Raw genomic sequence first — 15,898 nt, 5'->3', positions numbered from 1 at the left:
GAATACTATGAGTCTGAATTTCCTTGATTTTGAACAGCCGATAGCAGAGCTGGAAGCGAAAATCGATTCTCTGACTGCGGTAAGCCGCCAGGATGAGAAACTGGATATTAATATCGATGAAGAAGTCCATCGCCTGCGCGAAAAAAGCGTAGAACTGACGCGCAAAATCTTCGCCGATCTCGGCGCATGGCAGGTAGCCCAACTGGCGCGCCATCCGCAGCGTCCGTACACCCTGGATTATGTCCGTCTGGCGTTTGATGAGTTTGATGAGCTGGCGGGCGATCGCGCCTATGCTGATGACAAAGCCATCGTCGGCGGTATCGCGCGTCTGGAAGGGCGGCCGGTGATGATCATTGGTCATCAGAAAGGTCGTGAAACCAAAGAAAAAATTCGTCGTAACTTTGGCATGCCAGCGCCGGAAGGCTACCGCAAAGCACTGCGCCTGATGGAAATGGCTGAACGCTTCAACATGCCGATTATCACCTTCATCGACACCCCGGGCGCTTACCCTGGCGTGGGCGCGGAAGAGCGTGGTCAGTCTGAAGCTATCGCCCGCAACCTGCGTGAGATGTCTCGTCTGAACGTACCGGTCATCTGCACCGTGATTGGCGAAGGCGGCTCCGGCGGCGCATTGGCGATTGGCGTGGGTGATAAAGTGAATATGCTGCAATACAGCACCTATTCCGTTATCTCCCCGGAAGGTTGCGCCTCTATTTTGTGGAAGAGCGCCGACAAAGCGCCATTGGCTGCTGAAGCAATGGGCATCATCGCGCCGCGTCTGAAAGAGCTGAAGCTAATCGATTCCATCATTCCGGAGCCGCTGGGCGGCGCGCACCGTAATCCGGAAGCGATGGCGGCGTCGCTAAAAGCGCAGCTGCTGGAAGATTTAGCCGATCTCGATGTGTTAAGCACCGATGATTTAAAAAACCGTCGTTACCAGCGTTTGATGAGCTACGGTTACGCCTAATCATTTACCTCATTTTTCCCAGGAGGCCGGATAATCCGGCCTCTTTTTTTTGGACGAGGAAAAATGAGACGCCGATGAGTTGATGTGATTAAACGCAACAGCATGTTCTCCCTGACACTGTAGCAACTGCCAGGCGTGTGGCCAGGGCAGGCAGTGAACTACCCTTCAAGGAGAAAATTATGGGATTGCAAAAAACACTGGCGCTCAGCGCCGTGGCGGCAGGAATCATGTTGAGCTTATCCGGTGCGCAGGCCGCGCCGCTGCTTAGCAGTAGTGAGCCAATGACCATCAACGCCAGCGATCTGGCGGCGAAAGAGAAAGCGCTGACGGATTTTCCGTTAATGGAGGCAGTGAAATCCTCTATCCAGACGTTGGATAACAGCGCGGTCGAACAAATCGAACCGGGGCGCGCCGCTAACCCGGCAAACGTAAAACGTGTTGAAAGTATTCTGAAAGAGGCCGACTGGGATTATCTGTTCCCGATGCGCGCACCGGAATACACTTACTCTAACTTCCTGAAAGCGATAGGTAAATTCCCGGCGGTTTGTGGTACCTACACCGATGGACGCGATAGCGACGCTATCTGCCGTAAAACCCTGGCTACTATGTTTGCGCATTTTGCCCAGGAGACGGGCGGTCACGAAAGCTGGCGTGACATTCCGGAATGGCGTCAGGCGCTGGTCTATCTGCGCGAAGTCGGCTGGACAGAAGGGCAGAAAGGCGGCTACAACGGCGAATGTAACCCGGATGTATGGCAGGGCCAGACCTGGCCGTGCGGTAAAGATAAGGACGGCGATTTCCTCAGCTATTTTGGTCGCGGGGCAAAACAGCTTTCTTATAACTACAACTATGGGCCTTTCTCTGACGCGATGTATGGTGACGTTCGCCCTCTGCTGGATAAACCCGAGCTGGTGGCGGATACCTGGATGAACCTGGCGAGCGCCGTCTTCTTCTTTGTGTATCCGCAGCCGCCGAAGCCGTCTATGCTACATGTGATTGACGGTACCTGGCAGCCAAACGATCGCGATAAAGCAAACGGCCTGGTATCAGGTTTCGGCGTCACCATTCAGATCATCAATGGCGGCGTGGAGTGCGGCGGCGCAGATGAGAATGCGCAGTCGCTTAACCGTATTGCCTACTACAAAGAGTTTGCCAACTACCTGAAAGTGCCGGTGCCGGCTGACGAAGTGTTGGGCTGTAAAAAGATGAAGCAGTTCGATGAAGGCGGCGCTGGCGCGTTACCGATCTATTGGGAACAAGACTGGGGCTGGAGCGCCGATACTGCGGACGGTAAAACCTATTCCTGCCAGTTAGTGGGATATCAGACGCCGTATACCGCCTTTAAAGAGGGCGACTACACGAAATGTGTACAGCATTATTTCAACGTTAATGTCGTCGATGATAACGGAACCACTGAACCGGATGTCACGCCAACTCCGGCGCCAGTGACGGATGAAAACGTGGCGCCAGTCGCGCGCATTGCCGGGCCGGTCGGGGCGGTGGAAGCCGGTAGCCCGGTTTCACTCAGCGCGGAAGGATCGACCGACGCGAATGGCGACAAGCTCACCTATACCTGGATGTCGCAGGATGGCAAAACGCTGAGCGGTCAGGATAAAGCCGTTGTGATTTTCAACGCGCCGGATGTCACTCAGAACACCCAGTATGTGGTGAATCTGACCGTTAGCGACGGTACGCTCTCCAGTACAGCGGTTTATACGCTGAATGTGAAAGCGAAGGCCGCCGCTGCGGATGACGAAGATAAGACCACCAGCTACCCTGCCTGGAGCAGCAGCCAGAAATGGAATCCGGGCGACATCGTCAACAATAATGGCGCATTGTACCAGTGCAAACCGTTCCCGGAAGGCTCATGGTGTAATGTTGCGCCTGCCTACTATGAGCCCGGTGTAGGGATTGCCTGGGCCGATGCATGGAACGCATTGTAATAAGATAAATCCTGTCGGTGCTTTGCATCGGCAGGATTGTTACTATGCTTATCTCAGGTTTTTTCAGGAGAAAGCATGAACATCATCGCCATTATGGGGCCGCACGGGGTTTATTATAAAGATGAACCCATCAAGGAGCTTGAGCGTGCATTACAATCCCTGGGATTTCAAATTATCTGGCCGCAAAATAGCGTTGACTTGTTGAAGTTTATTGAACATAACCCGCGCATCTGCGGCGTTATTTTTGACTGGGATGAATACAGTCTCGACCTTTGTAGCGAAATCAACCAGTTAAATGAATACCTTCCTCTCTACGCCTTTATCAATACCAACTCCACGCTGGACGTTAGCGTTCACGATATGCGCATGGCGCTGTGGTTTTTTGAGTATGCATTGGGGCTGGCTGAAGATATCGCGACACGCATTCATCAATATACAAACGAATATCTCGATAATATTACGCCGCCGTTTACCAAAGCGCTGTTTACCTACGCCAAAGAAGGAAAATATACCTTTTGTACGCCGGGTCATATGGCGGGAACGGCGTATCAGAAAAGCCCGCCAGGCTGTCTGTTTTATGACTTTTTTGGCGGCAATACCTTAAAGGCCGATGTGTCGATTTCGGTGACTGAACTGGGATCGCTGCTGGATCACACCGGGCCGCATCTGGAAGCGGAAGAGTATATCGCCCGTACTTTTGGCGCCGAGCAGAGTTATATGGTGACGAACGGTACGTCGACCTCGAATAAAATTGTCGGTATGTATGCCGCGCCTGCGGGAAGTACGCTACTTATTGATCGTAATTGCCATAAATCGCTGGCGCATTTGCTGATGATGAGCGATGTGGTGCCTCTCTGGTTGAAGCCGACGCGCAATGCGCTCGGTATTCTCGGCGGTATTCCTAAGCGTGAATTTACCCGCGACAGCATTGCGCGTAAGGTGGCGGAAACCGCGCAGGCGCAATGGCCGGTTCATGCGGTTATCACCAATTCTACTTACGATGGTCTGTTGTATAACACTAACTGGATCAAGCAGATGCTGGACGTTCCCTCGATCCATTTTGATTCCGCCTGGGTACCCTATACCCATTTCCATCCGATCTACCAGGGGAAAAGCGGGATGAGCGGCGATCGGGTGCCCGGAAAAGTGATTTTCGAAACGCAATCCACCCATAAAATGCTGGCGGCTTTTTCGCAGGCGTCGCTTATTCATATCAAAGGGGAATATGACGAAGAGACGTTTAACGAAGCGTTTATGATGCACACTTCCACATCGCCGAGCTATCCCATTGTCGCCTCTATCGAAACCGCAGCGGCGATGCTGCGCGGCAATCCAGGGAAAAGATTGATTAATCGTTCGGTGGAGCGGGCGCTCCATTTTCGTAAAGAGGTACAGCGGCTACGTGAAGAGTCCGATAGCTGGTTCTTTGATATCTGGCAGCCGGAAGAGGTTGATGAGGCCGAATGCTGGCCGGTCACGCCGGGAGAAACCTGGCATGGCTTCGCCGATGCCGATGACGATCATATGTTCCTCGATCCGGTTAAGGTGACAATCCTGACGCCGGGAATGGATGAACAGGGCAACATGAGCGAAGAGGGGATACCCGCCGCGCTGGTGGCGAAGTTCCTCGATGAGCGAGGCGTGGTGGTGGAAAAAACCGGGCCGTATAATCTGCTGTTTTTGTTCAGCATAGGGATTGATAAGACCCGTGCGATGGGGCTGCTGCGCGGACTGACAGAATTTAAACGGGCCTACGATCTTAACCTGCGCGTCAAAAATATGTTGCCGGATCTGTATGCGGAAGATCCGGATTTTTATCGCAATATGCGCATTCAGGATCTGGCGCAGGGGATCCATAAACTGATCCGCCAGCACGATCTTCCGGGGCTGATGTTGCGGGCGTTCGAGGTTTTACCGGAGATGATCATGACCCCGCACCAGGCCTGGCAGCGTCAGATCAAAGGCGAGGTGGAAACCGTGGCGCTCGATCAACTGCCAGGGCGCGTTTCCGCGAATATGATCCTGCCTTATCCGCCAGGCGTTCCGCTGTTGATGCCCGGCGAGAGGATCACGCAACAGAGTCGGGCCGTGCTCGATTTTCTGCTGATGCTCTGCTCGATTGGCCAGCATTATCCCGGTTTTGAAACGGATATTCACGGCGCGAAACGGAATGAAGACGGGGTGTACCAGGTACGAGTCTTAAAACACGCCTGTTAGCTTGCCTGACGGGAATGTGACGAGTAACGTACTGATAATCAATAAAGGAGACGCTATGCTGGGATTAAAACAGGTTCATCACATCGCGATCATTGCGACAGACTATGCGGTGAGCAAGGCGTTTTACTGCGATATTCTGGGGTTCGATCTGCTAAGCGAAGCCTGGCGGGAAGAGCGTGACTCGTGGAAGGGCGATTTGGCGCTAAACGGGCAGTATGTGATTGAGCTTTTCTCTTTTCCCTTCCCTCCGGCGCGTCCAAGCCGACCTGAAGCCTGCGGCCTGCGCCATCTGGCTTTCAGCGTGGAAAATGTGGAAAACGCCGTTGCGCATCTGGAAAAGCATCAGGTTAAGTGCGAACCGATACGCATCGATCCGTATACCGGGAAGCGCTTTACTTTTTTCAACGATCCGGACGGTTTACCGCTTGAGCTGTATGAGCAGTAAGGCTTGTCATTAAGACGCTCGCCAGGTAACGTTGCCGGGCTAAGTCACTATAAGCATGGATCATGACCACTCTCACGTTGAATACCTCGTTACTCTCTTCTCGCCGTATTCTGGCTGCCTTTAGCGGTGGCCTGGATTCTACGGTGCTTCTGCATCAACTGGTGTTGTGGCGAGAACGCCATCCTGACGTCACGCTGCGTGCTATCCATATTCATCACGGTTTAAGCCCTCATGCTGATAGCTGGGTGCGGCATTGCGAAACCGTATGCGAACGCTGGCAGGTTCCGCTGGTAGTGGAGCGGGTGACGCTGGCAGATAATGGCCTGGGTATCGAGGCCCATGCGCGTGAAGCGCGCTACCGGGCGTTCGCACAGACGCTATTGCCTGGCGAAGTGCTGGCAACCGCGCAGCACCTTGACGATCAGTGTGAAACATTCCTGCTGGCGTTAAAGCGCGGCAGCGGTCCGGCCGGACTTTCCGCGATGGGAGAATGCTCGCCTTTTGCCGGAACTCTGCTTCTTCGCCCGCTGTTGAGAGAAACGCGGAAGACGCTGGAACAGTGGGCTGTGCGTCATGGCTTATGCTGGATTGAAGATGAAAGCAATCAGGATGACGCCTACGATCGCAATTTCTTACGCCTGCGCGCGCTTCCGCTCTTGCAGCAGCGCTGGCCGCATTTTCCTGCGGCGGTAGCCCGTAGCGCGACGCTCTGCGCCGAGCAAGAAAGGCTGCTGGACGAGCTTCTGGCCAGCGATCTTACGGACTGTATCACGGCGGAGGGAACATTGCGGCTCTCTCCATTAATGTCGATGAGCGATGTACGGCGGGCGGCGATTTTGCGTCGCTGGCTGGCGATGCGTAATGCGCCGATGCCCTCTCGCGACGCGCTGGAACGTATCTGGCAGGAGGTGGCGCTGGCGCGCGACGATGCCTCTCCCTGTTTACGCTTTGGCGATCACGAGATTCGCCGTTATCAGTCGCAACTGTGGTGGATTAAATCCGTGGCCGGACAACACGAAACGACGGTCGCCTGGCCCGCCTGGCAAACACCGCTGGCGCTGCCTGCCGGCTTAGGGACGGTACAGCTCGTTCCTGGGGGCGAACTGCGCCGACCGCGAGAGGAAGAATCCGTCAGCATTCGGTTTAAGGCGCCAGGGTTGCTACACATTGTGGGACGTCACGGCGGACGTAAGCTGAAGAAAATCTGGCAGGAGCAGGGGATCCCGCCCTGGCGACGAGATACCACGCCGCTGTTGTTTTACGGCGAAACGCTGATTGCGGCTGCGGGTGTTTTTGTGACGCGTGAGGGAGCTGCAGAAGATAAAGAAGGGGTGAGTCTGGTTTGGCATGCCTGATGGCGCTGCGCTTATCAGGCCTACGTATCGCATGGAACGTAGGCCGGATAAGGTGCTTGCACCACCATCCGGCAACAAAATACTCAGGATTCGCTAACTACCACGGTACCAATTTCCGGGTGGCTGAAACTGGCGATTTTATCGAGACGAAGTTCACAAGACTCGCCGGAAACCTCGGCAAGCAGATACTCTACGTTTTTACGTAAGATCAAATCGTTCGCTTTTGCCTGCAAAACCTCGCCATCTTTTAACGTTAGCGTCAGTATTAAATGATGCATGCAGGCAAGCTCAAGACTATCGTAGTCATCGCAATTAATGGGTTGATACGTTTCATTCATTGACATAATCGCTCACCAGTAAGTTCGCGGCAGCATAAGCTGCCTTTTCCCTGACCGACTCTGAAAGGGCGCTATCTGCCGCCACTTCATTAAGCACTTTCAATACACAACCCAGCGCATCCGGGACATACCCTAAGTCTCCGCTGGCGATTTCCGCATACCGCTTGCGTACTAACTCACAATATTTTTCCACATGCCCTCCTGTCAGCATTCTGACTTAACCGTGGATGCAAGTCTAAGCCTACGAAGTTAAATCTTGTTTAGCAAGGTGACTATACCATACTCATTTGCGCAATATCAGCGCCTGACGCGAGTGGGTAAAAGATTCGTTAACAGCCTTTTAGCGCGGTTTTCGCTACAATGGGCGCCTGATTCGAAAGGAGTTTTCTCATGGCGCTTAAAGCGACAATTTATAAAGCCGTCGTCAATGTGGCTGACCTTGATCGCAACCGGTTTCTGGATGCGGCATTGACGCTGGCGCGTCACCCTTCTGAAACGCAGGAGCGCATGATGCTGCGCCTGTTGGCATGGATAAAATATGCTGATAAACGGTTGCAGTTTACACGCGGGCTCAGCGCGGAAGATGAACCGGAGGCCTGGCTGCGCAACGATCATCTGGGCATCGATCTCTGGATAGAGCTGGGGCTGCCGGATGAGCGCCGTATTAAGAAAGCCTGTACTCAGGCGAGCGACGTCGCGCTCTTTGCTTATAACTCCCGGGCGGCGCAAATCTGGTGGCAGCAGCATCAAAGCAAGTGCGCGCAGTTCGCTAACCTGTCCGTCTGGTATCTGGATGACGGGCAACTGGCGCAGCTCAGTGAGTTTGCCGATCGTACCATGACGCTACAGGCGACGATTCAGGACGGCGCAATCTGGCTTTCTGATGCTCGGAATAATCTGGAAATACAGCTAACCGCCTGGCAACAGCCCTCATGATTGCCATCTCCCGGACGGTCTCCATAGCCGATGATGAGCTGGAAATTACGGCCATTCGCGCGCAGGGCGCGGGTGGTCAGCACGTAAATAAGACCTCTAGCGCGATTCATTTGCGCTTTGACATTCGGGCCTCTGGCCTGCCAGAGTATTATAAACAGCGTTTGCTGACGGCCAGCCACCATCTGATAAGCGATGATGGCGTCATTATCATTAAGGCGCAGGAGTTCCGGAGCCAGGAGCTCAACCGGGAAGCGGCTATCGCCAGGCTGGTTGCCGTCATAAAAGAATTAACTGCGGAGCAGAAAAGCCGTCGCGCAACCCGTCCGACGCGTGCCTCGAAAGAGCGCCGTTTGTCCTCAAAGGCGCAAAAATCTTCTGTAAAGGCGCTTCGCGGTAAAGTTCGTCGTCCACTGGATTGACGGGCAGGAATAGCAATTTCATAAGGATTTTATGGTGAGAACAGCAATATTGTCAGTAGCGGCAGCCTGTACGCTATTTGCATTGATAGGGTGTAATAACCGTGCGGAAGTTGACGCCCTGCAACCTGCGCAGGCGGCGGAATTAAAACCCATGCAGCAAAGCTGGCGCGGCGTGCTGCCCTGTGCGGATTGTGAAGGTATTGAAACGTCACTGTTTCTGGAAAAAGACGGCACATGGGTGATGAACGAGCGCTATCAGGGCGTGCGCGAAGAACCTTCCTCTTTTGCGTCATACGGTACCTGGGCGCGGACGGCGGATAAACTGGTGTTAACCGACAGCAATGGCGAGAAATCGTATTATCGCGCGAAAGGCAATGCGCTGGAGATGCTCGACAGAGAAGGCAATCCGGTGGCTTCGCAGCTTAATTATACGCTTGTGCCTGTTACCGCCAGCCTGCCGGTAACGCCAATGCCGTTGCGTGGTATGTATGTATACAGGGCCGATGCGGCGACCTTTACCGATTGTGCGACCGGAAAACGGCTGCCGGTCGCCAGTAACGCCCAGCTTGAGCGCGGCTATTTGACGGCGAAAGGTGAAGCGGAAAAACCGGTGCTGCTGACGGTAGAAGGGCATTTTGTGTTTGCCGCGAACCCGGACACGGGCGAGCCGGTAAAAATGCTAATAGCCGATAAAAATGCGAAGTTTACGCCGGGTAAAGATTGCACTCACTAATAAAAGGCCTCGCAGGGTGCGAGGCCTTTACATATCTGCCGGATGGCGCCGGGCAATCCCAACAAAATGTCGTTTAGCCTTTAATCGCCTTGACCAGATAATCAACGATATCGCCGGTTTTAATCAGCGATTTTTCACCGCTACGACGGTATTTATACTCAATATCGTCGTTATCCAGGTTGCGATCGCCAATCACGATAGTATGTGGAATACCAATCAGCTCCATATCGGCAAACATCACGCCCGGGCGCTCTTTACGGTCGTCCATCAGCACTTCAATGCCCTGCGCGCGCAATTCGCTGTACAGCTTTTCCGCCAGCTCCTGCACACGGAAGGATTTGTGCATATTCATCGGCAGAATAGCGACCTGGAAAGGCGCAATGGCGTCAGGCCATACAATGCCGCGCTCGTCAAAGTTCTGCTCAATAGCCGCGGCAACGACACGTGTTACGCCGATACCGTAACAGCCCATTGTCAGAATCTGGTTACGGCCATCTTCCCCCTGAACGGAGGCTTTCAGCGCTTCTGAGTACTTGGTACCTAACTGGAAGATGTGACCCACTTCGATACCGCGTTTGATAAGCAACGTTCCCTGACCATCCGGACTCGGATCGCCGGCGACTACGTTACGGATGTCGGCAACAACAGGCGTCGCCACATCGCGATCCCAGTTAATACCAAAGTAGTGTTTACCGTCGATGTTAGCGCCAGCGGCAAAATCGCTCATGGCGGCAACGGTGCGATCGATGATGACCGGAATCGGCATATTGACCGGGCCGAGGGAGCCAGGGCCGGCATTAATCACGGCGCGAATCTCTTCTTCGGTAGCGAAGGTCAGCGGGCTGGCAACGTGCGGCAGTTTTTCCGCTTTAACTTCATTCAGTTCATGATCGCCGCGAACCAGCAGAGCCACCAGCGGAGACTTGCTGTCTTTCGCCGCTTTCACCAGCAGCGTTTTTACCGTTTTTTCAATTGGCAGGTTGAATTGTTCCACCAGCTCCGCGATGGTTTTGGCATTTGGCGTATCGACCAGAGTCATTTCCTGCGTCGCCGCTGCGCGCGGCGTTTGCGGCGCGATAGCTTCTGCCAGTTCAATGTTAGCCGCGTAATCAGAAACATCAGAGAAAACGATATCGTCTTCGCCGCTTTGCGCCAGCACCTGGAATTCATGCGAGGCGTTGCCGCCGATAGAACCGGTATCGGCCTGTACCGCGCGGAAATCCAGCCCCATACGGCTGAAGATACGGCTATACGCGGCGTACATGGCGTCATAGGTTTCCTGCAACGACTCCTGAGAGGTGTGGAAAGAGTAAGCATCTTTCATCAGGAATTCGCGCGAACGCATCACGCCAAAGCGCGGACGCACTTCATCACGGAATTTGGTCTGGATTTGGAAGAAGTTCAGCGGCAACTGCTTATAAGAGCTGAGTTCATTACGCACCAGATCGGTGATAACTTCTTCGTGGGTCGGGCCGAGTACGAACGGACGCTCGCCACGGTCGACAAAACGCAGCAGTTCCGGACCGTACTGTTCCCAACGACCACTCTCTTGCCACAGGTCGGCTGGCTGAACGACTGGCATCGACACCTCGATAGCACCGGCGTTGTTCATCTCTTCACGCACGATGTTTTCGACTTTTTTCAGGACGCGCAGGCCGGTCGGCAGCCAGGTATATAACCCGGAGGCGAGCTTGCGGATCATCCCGGCGCGCAGCATCAGCTGGTGGCTGATAACCTCGGCGTCGGCAGGTGTCTCCTTCAGAGTGGAGAGCAGGTATTGGCTAGTACGCATGTTGTTACGGTTCCAGTTGAACGATCGAACAGGCTCAATGTGAGCCTGATACAAAAAAAGTGATTTAGTTTACCAGCGTGCAAGAGATGTCAAAAGAGAAGGGCGTGAAATTACCGTGGTTCCAGCGCAAACACTTCAAATCCCGAGTTAACCACACGCCAGCGCACGTTAAAATCATGCAGCCAGACGGCATAGGTTTTGCCCGTCTCTTCACCCTTACGATAAGCCGGGCGAGGATCTTGCGCCAGCACATCGCAAATAAATGTCCGTAGCTGCGGATAACGCCTTTCCAGCGTCGTAAGCTGTTGAGCCACCTCAGCGGTAAAACTCACGGGCATTTCAGCTATCGGCGCCTGTTGCGCATAGCTGGCGGCGGCGTCCGGTAAGGCCTCGGCAAACGGTAAATACGGTTTAATATCCACCACCGGCGTGCCATCCACCAGATCCAGACTGCCTAATTTCAGAATTACGCTCTCTTTCCGGCACTCGATACCTTTTAGCGCAACGAGCGACATGCCAATCGGATTGGGGCGGAACGTGGAGCGCGTGGCAAAAACGCCCATTCTGGCGTTACCGCCAAGACGGGGCGGACGAACTGTTGGCCGCCAGCCGCCGTCCATCGTCTGATGAAAAACGAAAAGCACCCACAAATGGCTGAACGCCTCCAGGCCGCGAACGGCATCGGCCTGGTTGTAAGGCGCTATCAGATGCAGTTCGCCGCAGGCGCTTTTGACCAGACCAGGCTGGCGCGGAACGGCGAATTTTTCTTTATAGGGGGAGCGAATAACGCCGATTTGTTCAAACTGAAAGCTGCTCATTTCGCCGAAATATTCAGGGCGGACCCGATACAAACCGCCTGACGGTAGCAGCCTGGCGTGCCGCTGGTAATTTCACAGCTGTGCAGCAGGACGGCGTTGGCTTTCATTTTAGATGCATTAATCTGCATACGCTTGCGCGCAGTTGGAATGTTAGGCGGAGAGTCTTGATTTGTCGCCTGGCAGGATTCGCCGCTAACTTCGCCAAGATCGCGGAAAGGTTTGCCGACTAAGTCTTCAGCATTGGTGTAAATCCTGACGGGAGCGGCACGCGGCGCTTTAGGTTTCTCCGGCTCCGCTTTTGGCGGGGTTGCGGTGCTTTGAACGGGTTCAACAGGGGATCTGCTTAGCATGGAACAACCGCCCAGCATGAGTGCCAATAAACAGATCGGTAAAGCACGCATAATATTTCCTCAATGAATGTTCTAATTGCCAGATATTGAATCAGGAGCTTGCATAAATGACAAGACGGGCAATAGCCCGTCCTGAATAATATTACAGATTGTGGAATCAGCCTAAAACTTACCAGCCTTTCACCGCGCCGCCATTAAAAACTTTATTTGCGGCTTCGTATACTTCATCAGACTGGTAAGCCTGAACGAATTTTTTCACATTCTCGGCGTCTTTGTTATCTTCACGCGTCACGATCAGGTTAACGTACGGAGAATCTTTATCTTCAACGAAGATACCGTCTTTCGCTGGCGTCAGGCCAATCTGGCTGGCGTAAGTCGTATTAATGACCGCTAACGCGATCTGCGCGTCATCCAGCGAACGCGGCAACTGCGGCGCTTCCAGCTCAACAATTTTCAGATTTTTCGGGTTTTCCACGATATCCAGCGAGGTAGGAAGCAGACCGACGCCGTCTTTCAGTTTAATCAGCCCTACTTTTTGCAGCAGCAACAGGGAACGACCAAGGTTGGTCGGGTCGTTAGGCACAGCGACCTGGGAACCGTCCTTGAGCTCATCCAGAGATTTGATTTTTTTGGAATATCCTGCAATGGGATAGACAAAAGTCTTACCAACGGAAACCAGTTTGTAGCCGCGATCTTTGATTTGCTGATCCAGATACGGTTTGTGCTGGAAGGCATTGGCATCGATATCGCCTTTGCTCAGCGCTTCATTAGGCAGAACATAATCATTAAAGGTCACCAATTCCACGTCCAGGCCGTATTTTTCTTTCGCGACTTTCTGCGCGACTTCGGCAACTTGCTGCTCTGCGCCAACGATTACGCCGACTTTAATATGATTCGGATCTTTTTCATCCTGACCGCAACCCGCAAGTGCCAGAGAACCAATCAGAGCACCCACTGCCGCAAAGGTTTTGAATTTGAACGCCATGCTTATTTCCTTAATGAGTATTTGTGTTGTGTTTAACGTTACTTATGCGTGACAGCCCTGACGATGCGATCGCCGGATAACTGAATTAAATAAACCAGAACGACAAGTAATACCAGCACCGTATTCATCACGGTAGCATTGTATCCAATATAACCGTACTGATAGCCGATTTGACCGAGGCCGCCTGCGCCGACGGCGCCGCCCATTGCGGAGTAACCGACCAGGGTGATCAGTGTAATGGTTGCCGCATTCACCAGACCAGGCAGCGCTTCCGGTAAAAGGATTTTACGTACAATTTGCACCGGCGTGGCGCCCATCGCTCGCGAGGCTTCAATCAGCCCGGCAGGGATCTCTAACAACGCATTTTCCACCATACGGGCGATAAAAGGCGCGGCGCCGACGGTCAGCGGTACAATCGCGGCCTGCAAACCAATGGAGGTGCCGACAATTATTCGGGTAAAAGGAATCATCCACACCAGCAGGATGATAAAGGGAATCGAGCGGAAAATATTGACCACCGCAGAGAGGGAGCGATACAGCCGGGCGTTCTCCATAATCTGCCCCGGGCGCGTAACATACAGCAATACGCCAACCGGCAGGCCAATCACGAAACCGAAGAAACCGGAGACAAAGGTCATCGCCAGCGTTTCCCAGACGCCACGAACCAGTAACCACATCATTGCCTCAGACATAACCCAGTACCTCTACTTTCACATGGTGATCCTGCAGCCAGGCAATTGCGGCTTGCGTCTCTTCTTGTGTGCCGTGCATTTCCGTTAGCATAATGCCGAACTTCACACCGCCCGCGTAATCCATCTGCGCGCTAATAATATTATTGTTCACGTTGAAACGACGCGCGGTTTCAGAAAGCAGCGGGGCATCCACAGACTGCCCGGTGAACTCCATGCGCAGCATCGGCACGCTGTCAGTTTCCGGCGACGCTTTCAAACGCGCCTGGTAATCTTCCGGAATGTCCAGATGCAGAGTGGACTGAATAAACTTCTGCGCCAGCGGCGTTTTAGGATGCGAGAAGACTTCGCTGACCGTATCCTGCTCAATAAGCTCGCCATTACTGATAACGGCAACGCAGTCGCAGATACGTTTTACGACATCCATTTCATGAGTGATAAGCAGAATCGTCAACCCCAGACGACGGTTGATATCTTTCAGCAATTCCAAAATCGAACGGGTCGTTGCGGGATCAAGCGCGCTGGTGGCTTCATCGCACAGCAACACTTTTGGATTACTGGCTAACGCGCGGGCAATCGCGACACGCTGTTTCTGACCGCCGGAAAGATTTGCCGGATAGCTGTCGTGCTTGTCGCCAAGACCGACTAAATCCAGCAGCTCTGTGACACGGCATTTGATCTCTTCCTTTGGTGTGTTATCCAGTTCCAGCGGCAACGCGACGTTGCCAAACACGGTACGGGAAGAGAGCAGGTTAAAATGTTGGAAAATCATGCCGATTTGACGGCGAGCTTTGGTCAACTCAGACTCTGAAAGCGTTGTCAGCTCCTGATCGCCGACCTGAACGCTGCCTTCGGTTGGGCGTTCAAGTAAGTTAACGCAGCGGATAAGCGTACTTTTACCGGCGCCGGAGGCGCCGATGACGCCATAAATCTGCCCGGCAGGGACGTGCAGGCTGACATTATTTAGCGCCTGAATGGTGCGCGTCCCCTGCTGGAACACTTTGGTAATATTCGAAAGTTTAATCATTGGTTATTTATTATCGTAATTAAGTTAGCCGTGGCATTTTCGTCTGTCTAATACGGTCAACGCCGTCAACAGAATGGATGTTAAGGCATCCAGACGTCTAAATCAATCAGGCTTTATACGATGAGCACTTTCTTGCCTGCTGAAACATGCGATACTAGCGCCACTTGCTTTACTCAGGAGCTATAAAAGGTGGCAAAGTCTGTACCCGCAATTTTTCTCGACCGTGACGGCACCATTAATGTGGATCACGGCTACGTACATGAAATCGATGCATTTGAGTTTATAGACGGTATTATTGACGCGATGCGCGAGCTAAAAAAAATGGGCTATGCGCTGGTGGTGGTGACGAACCAGTCCGGAATCGCGCGCGGCAAATTCACCGAGGCGCAGTTTGAAACGTTAACCGAATGGATGGACTGGTCGTTGGCGGATCGCGATGTCGATTTGGACGGCATCTATTATTGTCCTCACCATCCGCAGGGCAGTATAGAAGAGTTCCGTCAGGTATGTGATTGTCGCAAGCCGCATCCAGGAATGCTTATCTCGGCGCGTGATTTTCTGCATATCGATATGGCGGCTTCTTATATGGTGGGAGACAAGCTGGAAGATATGCAGGCGGCTGCGGCGGCAAATGTCGGGACAAAAGTGCTGGTGCGTACGGGCAAACCGGTCACGGCAGAAGCAGAAAACGCGGCGGACTGGGTGTTAAACAGCCTTGCCGATCTGCCATCGGCGATAAAAAAGCAGCAAAAATAAGCGTTATGGATAAAAGATGAGCGGTTAAAACAAAAATGCATTTTTCCGCTTGTCTTCCTGAACCGACTCCCTATAATGCGCCTCCATCGACACGGCGGATGTGAATCACTTCACACAAACAGCCGGTC

Annotated in this window: 17 protein-coding genes; 9 read left to right on the top strand and 8 right to left on the bottom strand. The window is 53.2% G+C overall.

The features are described from left to right. Positions 1-7 precede the first annotated feature (7 nt). The 5 genes from accA to tilS all read left to right on the top strand — a co-directional run bounded on the left by accA (position 8) and on the right by tilS (position 6,927). The gene (gene accA / locus ACLD4F_RS19170) at positions 8-967 is read left to right on the top strand and encodes an acetyl-CoA carboxylase carboxyl transferase subunit alpha (protein WP_000055753.1); all 960 of its coding nucleotides are present in this window, start codon (positions 8-10) and stop codon (positions 965-967) included. 179 nt (positions 968-1,146) lie between these two features. Then, the gene (locus ACLD4F_RS19165; RefSeq protein WP_000524167.1) at positions 1,147-2,910 is read left to right on the top strand and encodes a chitinase; all 1,764 of its coding nucleotides are present in this window, start codon (positions 1,147-1,149) and stop codon (positions 2,908-2,910) included. A 75-nt stretch (positions 2,911-2,985) separates the two neighbouring features. After that, the gene (gene ldcC, locus ACLD4F_RS19160; RefSeq protein ID WP_001021042.1) at positions 2,986-5,127 is read left to right on the top strand and encodes a lysine decarboxylase LdcC; all 2,142 of its coding nucleotides are present in this window, start codon (positions 2,986-2,988) and stop codon (positions 5,125-5,127) included. A 55-nt stretch (positions 5,128-5,182) separates the two neighbouring features. Beyond that, a complete protein-coding gene (locus ACLD4F_RS19155; protein ID WP_000901086.1) occupies positions 5,183-5,572 on the top strand; it encodes a VOC family protein in 390 nt (129 codons plus the stop codon). 62 nt (positions 5,573-5,634) lie between these two features. Then, complete coding sequence (gene tilS / locus ACLD4F_RS19150; protein ID WP_076726075.1) at positions 5,635-6,927, top strand: tRNA lysidine(34) synthetase TilS; 1,293 nt, start codon at positions 5,635-5,637, stop codon at positions 6,925-6,927. Between the two features lie 83 nt (positions 6,928-7,010). Here the strand turns inward: tilS and rof are convergent, their stop codons facing one another. Both rof and ACLD4F_RS19140 read right to left on the bottom strand, forming a co-directional pair. Then, entirely contained in the window at positions 7,011-7,271 is a 261-nt protein-coding gene (gene rof, locus ACLD4F_RS19145; protein ID WP_000062330.1) for a Rho-binding antiterminator, read from the bottom strand. After that, positions 7,258-7,458 carry a YaeP family protein gene (locus ACLD4F_RS19140; protein ID WP_001518678.1) on the bottom strand — a complete coding sequence of 67 codons (201 nt, stop codon included), beginning with the start codon at positions 7,456-7,458 and terminating at the stop codon, positions 7,258-7,260. Before ACLD4F_RS19140 ends, rof begins: the two co-directional genes overlap by 14 nt. A gap of 197 nt (positions 7,459-7,655) precedes the next feature. On the opposite strand from ACLD4F_RS19140, the gene ACLD4F_RS19135 reads away from it, so the two are divergent. Genes ACLD4F_RS19135 through nlpE form a run of 3 tightly spaced genes read left to right on the top strand, consistent with a single transcriptional unit; the run spans position 7,656 to position 9,353 of the window. Next, positions 7,656-8,201: a YaeQ family protein gene (locus tag ACLD4F_RS19135; RefSeq protein WP_411010987.1), complete on the top strand. Its 546-nt coding sequence runs from the start codon at positions 7,656-7,658 to the stop codon at positions 8,199-8,201. Continuing rightward, entirely contained in the window at positions 8,198-8,620 is a 423-nt protein-coding gene (gene arfB / locus ACLD4F_RS19130; RefSeq protein WP_023206495.1) for an alternative ribosome rescue aminoacyl-tRNA hydrolase ArfB, read from the top strand. Before ACLD4F_RS19135 ends, arfB begins: the two co-directional genes overlap by 4 nt. Positions 8,621-8,651: 31 nt before the next feature. Further along, the gene (gene nlpE, locus ACLD4F_RS19125) at positions 8,652-9,353 is read left to right on the top strand and encodes an envelope stress response activation lipoprotein NlpE (protein ID WP_023203651.1); all 702 of its coding nucleotides are present in this window, start codon (positions 8,652-8,654) and stop codon (positions 9,351-9,353) included. A gap of 73 nt (positions 9,354-9,426) precedes the next feature. On the opposite strand, the gene proS is transcribed toward nlpE, so the two are convergent. From proS to metN, 6 genes are all read right to left on the bottom strand, one after another. Then, positions 9,427-11,145, bottom strand: a complete 1,719-nt coding sequence (gene proS / locus ACLD4F_RS19120) for a proline--tRNA ligase (RefSeq protein ID WP_001260672.1) — start codon at positions 11,143-11,145, stop codon at positions 9,427-9,429. Positions 11,146-11,255: 110 nt separating this feature from the next. Further along, complete coding sequence (gene tsaA, locus ACLD4F_RS19115) at positions 11,256-11,963, bottom strand: tRNA (N6-threonylcarbamoyladenosine(37)-N6)-methyltransferase TrmO (protein ID WP_000093986.1); 708 nt, start codon at positions 11,961-11,963, stop codon at positions 11,256-11,258. Continuing rightward, positions 11,960-12,364, bottom strand: coding sequence for an Rcs stress response system protein RcsF (gene rcsF / locus ACLD4F_RS19110; RefSeq protein ID WP_001202315.1), 405 nt, complete (start codon positions 12,362-12,364; stop codon positions 11,960-11,962). Before rcsF ends, tsaA begins: the two co-directional genes overlap by 4 nt. A 118-nt stretch (positions 12,365-12,482) precedes the next feature. Next, positions 12,483-13,298 carry a methionine ABC transporter substrate-binding lipoprotein MetQ gene (metQ, locus tag ACLD4F_RS19105; RefSeq protein WP_000874215.1) on the bottom strand — a complete coding sequence of 272 codons (816 nt, stop codon included), beginning with the start codon at positions 13,296-13,298 and terminating at the stop codon, positions 12,483-12,485. Between the two features lie 38 nt (positions 13,299-13,336). Further along, the gene (locus ACLD4F_RS19100) at positions 13,337-13,990 is read right to left on the bottom strand and encodes a methionine ABC transporter permease MetI (RefSeq protein ID WP_411010986.1); all 654 of its coding nucleotides are present in this window, start codon (positions 13,988-13,990) and stop codon (positions 13,337-13,339) included. Continuing rightward, positions 13,983-15,014, bottom strand: a complete 1,032-nt coding sequence (metN, locus tag ACLD4F_RS19095) for a methionine ABC transporter ATP-binding protein MetN (RefSeq protein WP_079944304.1) — start codon at positions 15,012-15,014, stop codon at positions 13,983-13,985. The genes ACLD4F_RS19100 and metN overlap by 8 nt, the downstream gene beginning before the upstream one ends. Positions 15,015-15,203: 189 nt before the next feature. Between metN and gmhB the strand changes: the two genes are divergently transcribed. After that, positions 15,204-15,770, top strand: coding sequence for a D-glycero-beta-D-manno-heptose 1,7-bisphosphate 7-phosphatase (gene gmhB / locus ACLD4F_RS19090; protein WP_076934787.1), 567 nt, complete (start codon positions 15,204-15,206; stop codon positions 15,768-15,770). The last annotated feature ends 128 nt before the right edge of the window (positions 15,771-15,898 follow it).

It is taken from the genome of Salmonella sp. 741265050_HSA (genome assembly GCF_046569445.1).
Lineage (GTDB): Bacteria > Pseudomonadota > Gammaproteobacteria > Enterobacterales > Enterobacteriaceae > Salmonella > Salmonella enterica.
Note: the sequence above shows the minus strand (reverse complement) of the source record. Positions and strands in the feature narration are given on the sequence as shown.

Excerpts from the sequence above, each read along its gene's own strand:
- accA (WP_000055753.1), top strand. The coding sequence starts at position 8 with ATGAGTCTGAATTTCCTTGATTTTGAACAGCCGATAGCAGAGCTGGAA.
- ACLD4F_RS19165 (WP_000524167.1), top strand. The coding sequence starts at position 1,147 with ATGGGATTGCAAAAAACACTGGCGCTCAGCGCCGTGGCGGCAGGAATC.
- ldcC (WP_001021042.1), top strand. The coding sequence starts at position 2,986 with ATGAACATCATCGCCATTATGGGGCCGCACGGGGTTTATTATAAAGAT.
- ACLD4F_RS19155 (WP_000901086.1), top strand. The coding sequence starts at position 5,183 with ATGCTGGGATTAAAACAGGTTCATCACATCGCGATCATTGCGACAGAC.
- tilS (WP_076726075.1), top strand. The coding sequence starts at position 5,635 with ATGACCACTCTCACGTTGAATACCTCGTTACTCTCTTCTCGCCGTATT.
- rof (WP_000062330.1), bottom strand. The coding sequence starts at position 7,271 with ATGTCAATGAATGAAACGTATCAACCCATTAATTGCGATGACTACGAT.
- ACLD4F_RS19135 (WP_411010987.1), top strand. The coding sequence starts at position 7,656 with ATGGCGCTTAAAGCGACAATTTATAAAGCCGTCGTCAATGTGGCTGAC.
- arfB (WP_023206495.1), top strand. The coding sequence starts at position 8,198 with ATGATTGCCATCTCCCGGACGGTCTCCATAGCCGATGATGAGCTGGAA.
- nlpE (WP_023203651.1), top strand. The coding sequence starts at position 8,652 with ATGGTGAGAACAGCAATATTGTCAGTAGCGGCAGCCTGTACGCTATTT.
- proS (WP_001260672.1), bottom strand. The coding sequence starts at position 11,145 with ATGCGTACTAGCCAATACCTGCTCTCCACTCTGAAGGAGACACCTGCC.
- tsaA (WP_000093986.1), bottom strand. The coding sequence starts at position 11,963 with ATGAGCAGCTTTCAGTTTGAACAAATCGGCGTTATTCGCTCCCCCTAT.
- rcsF (WP_001202315.1), bottom strand. The coding sequence starts at position 12,364 with ATGCGTGCTTTACCGATCTGTTTATTGGCACTCATGCTGGGCGGTTGT.
- metQ (WP_000874215.1), bottom strand. The coding sequence starts at position 13,298 with ATGGCGTTCAAATTCAAAACCTTTGCGGCAGTGGGTGCTCTGATTGGT.
- ACLD4F_RS19100 (WP_411010986.1), bottom strand. The coding sequence starts at position 13,990 with ATGTCTGAGGCAATGATGTGGTTACTGGTTCGTGGCGTCTGGGAAACG.
- metN (WP_079944304.1), bottom strand. The coding sequence starts at position 15,014 with ATGATTAAACTTTCGAATATTACCAAAGTGTTCCAGCAGGGGACGCGC.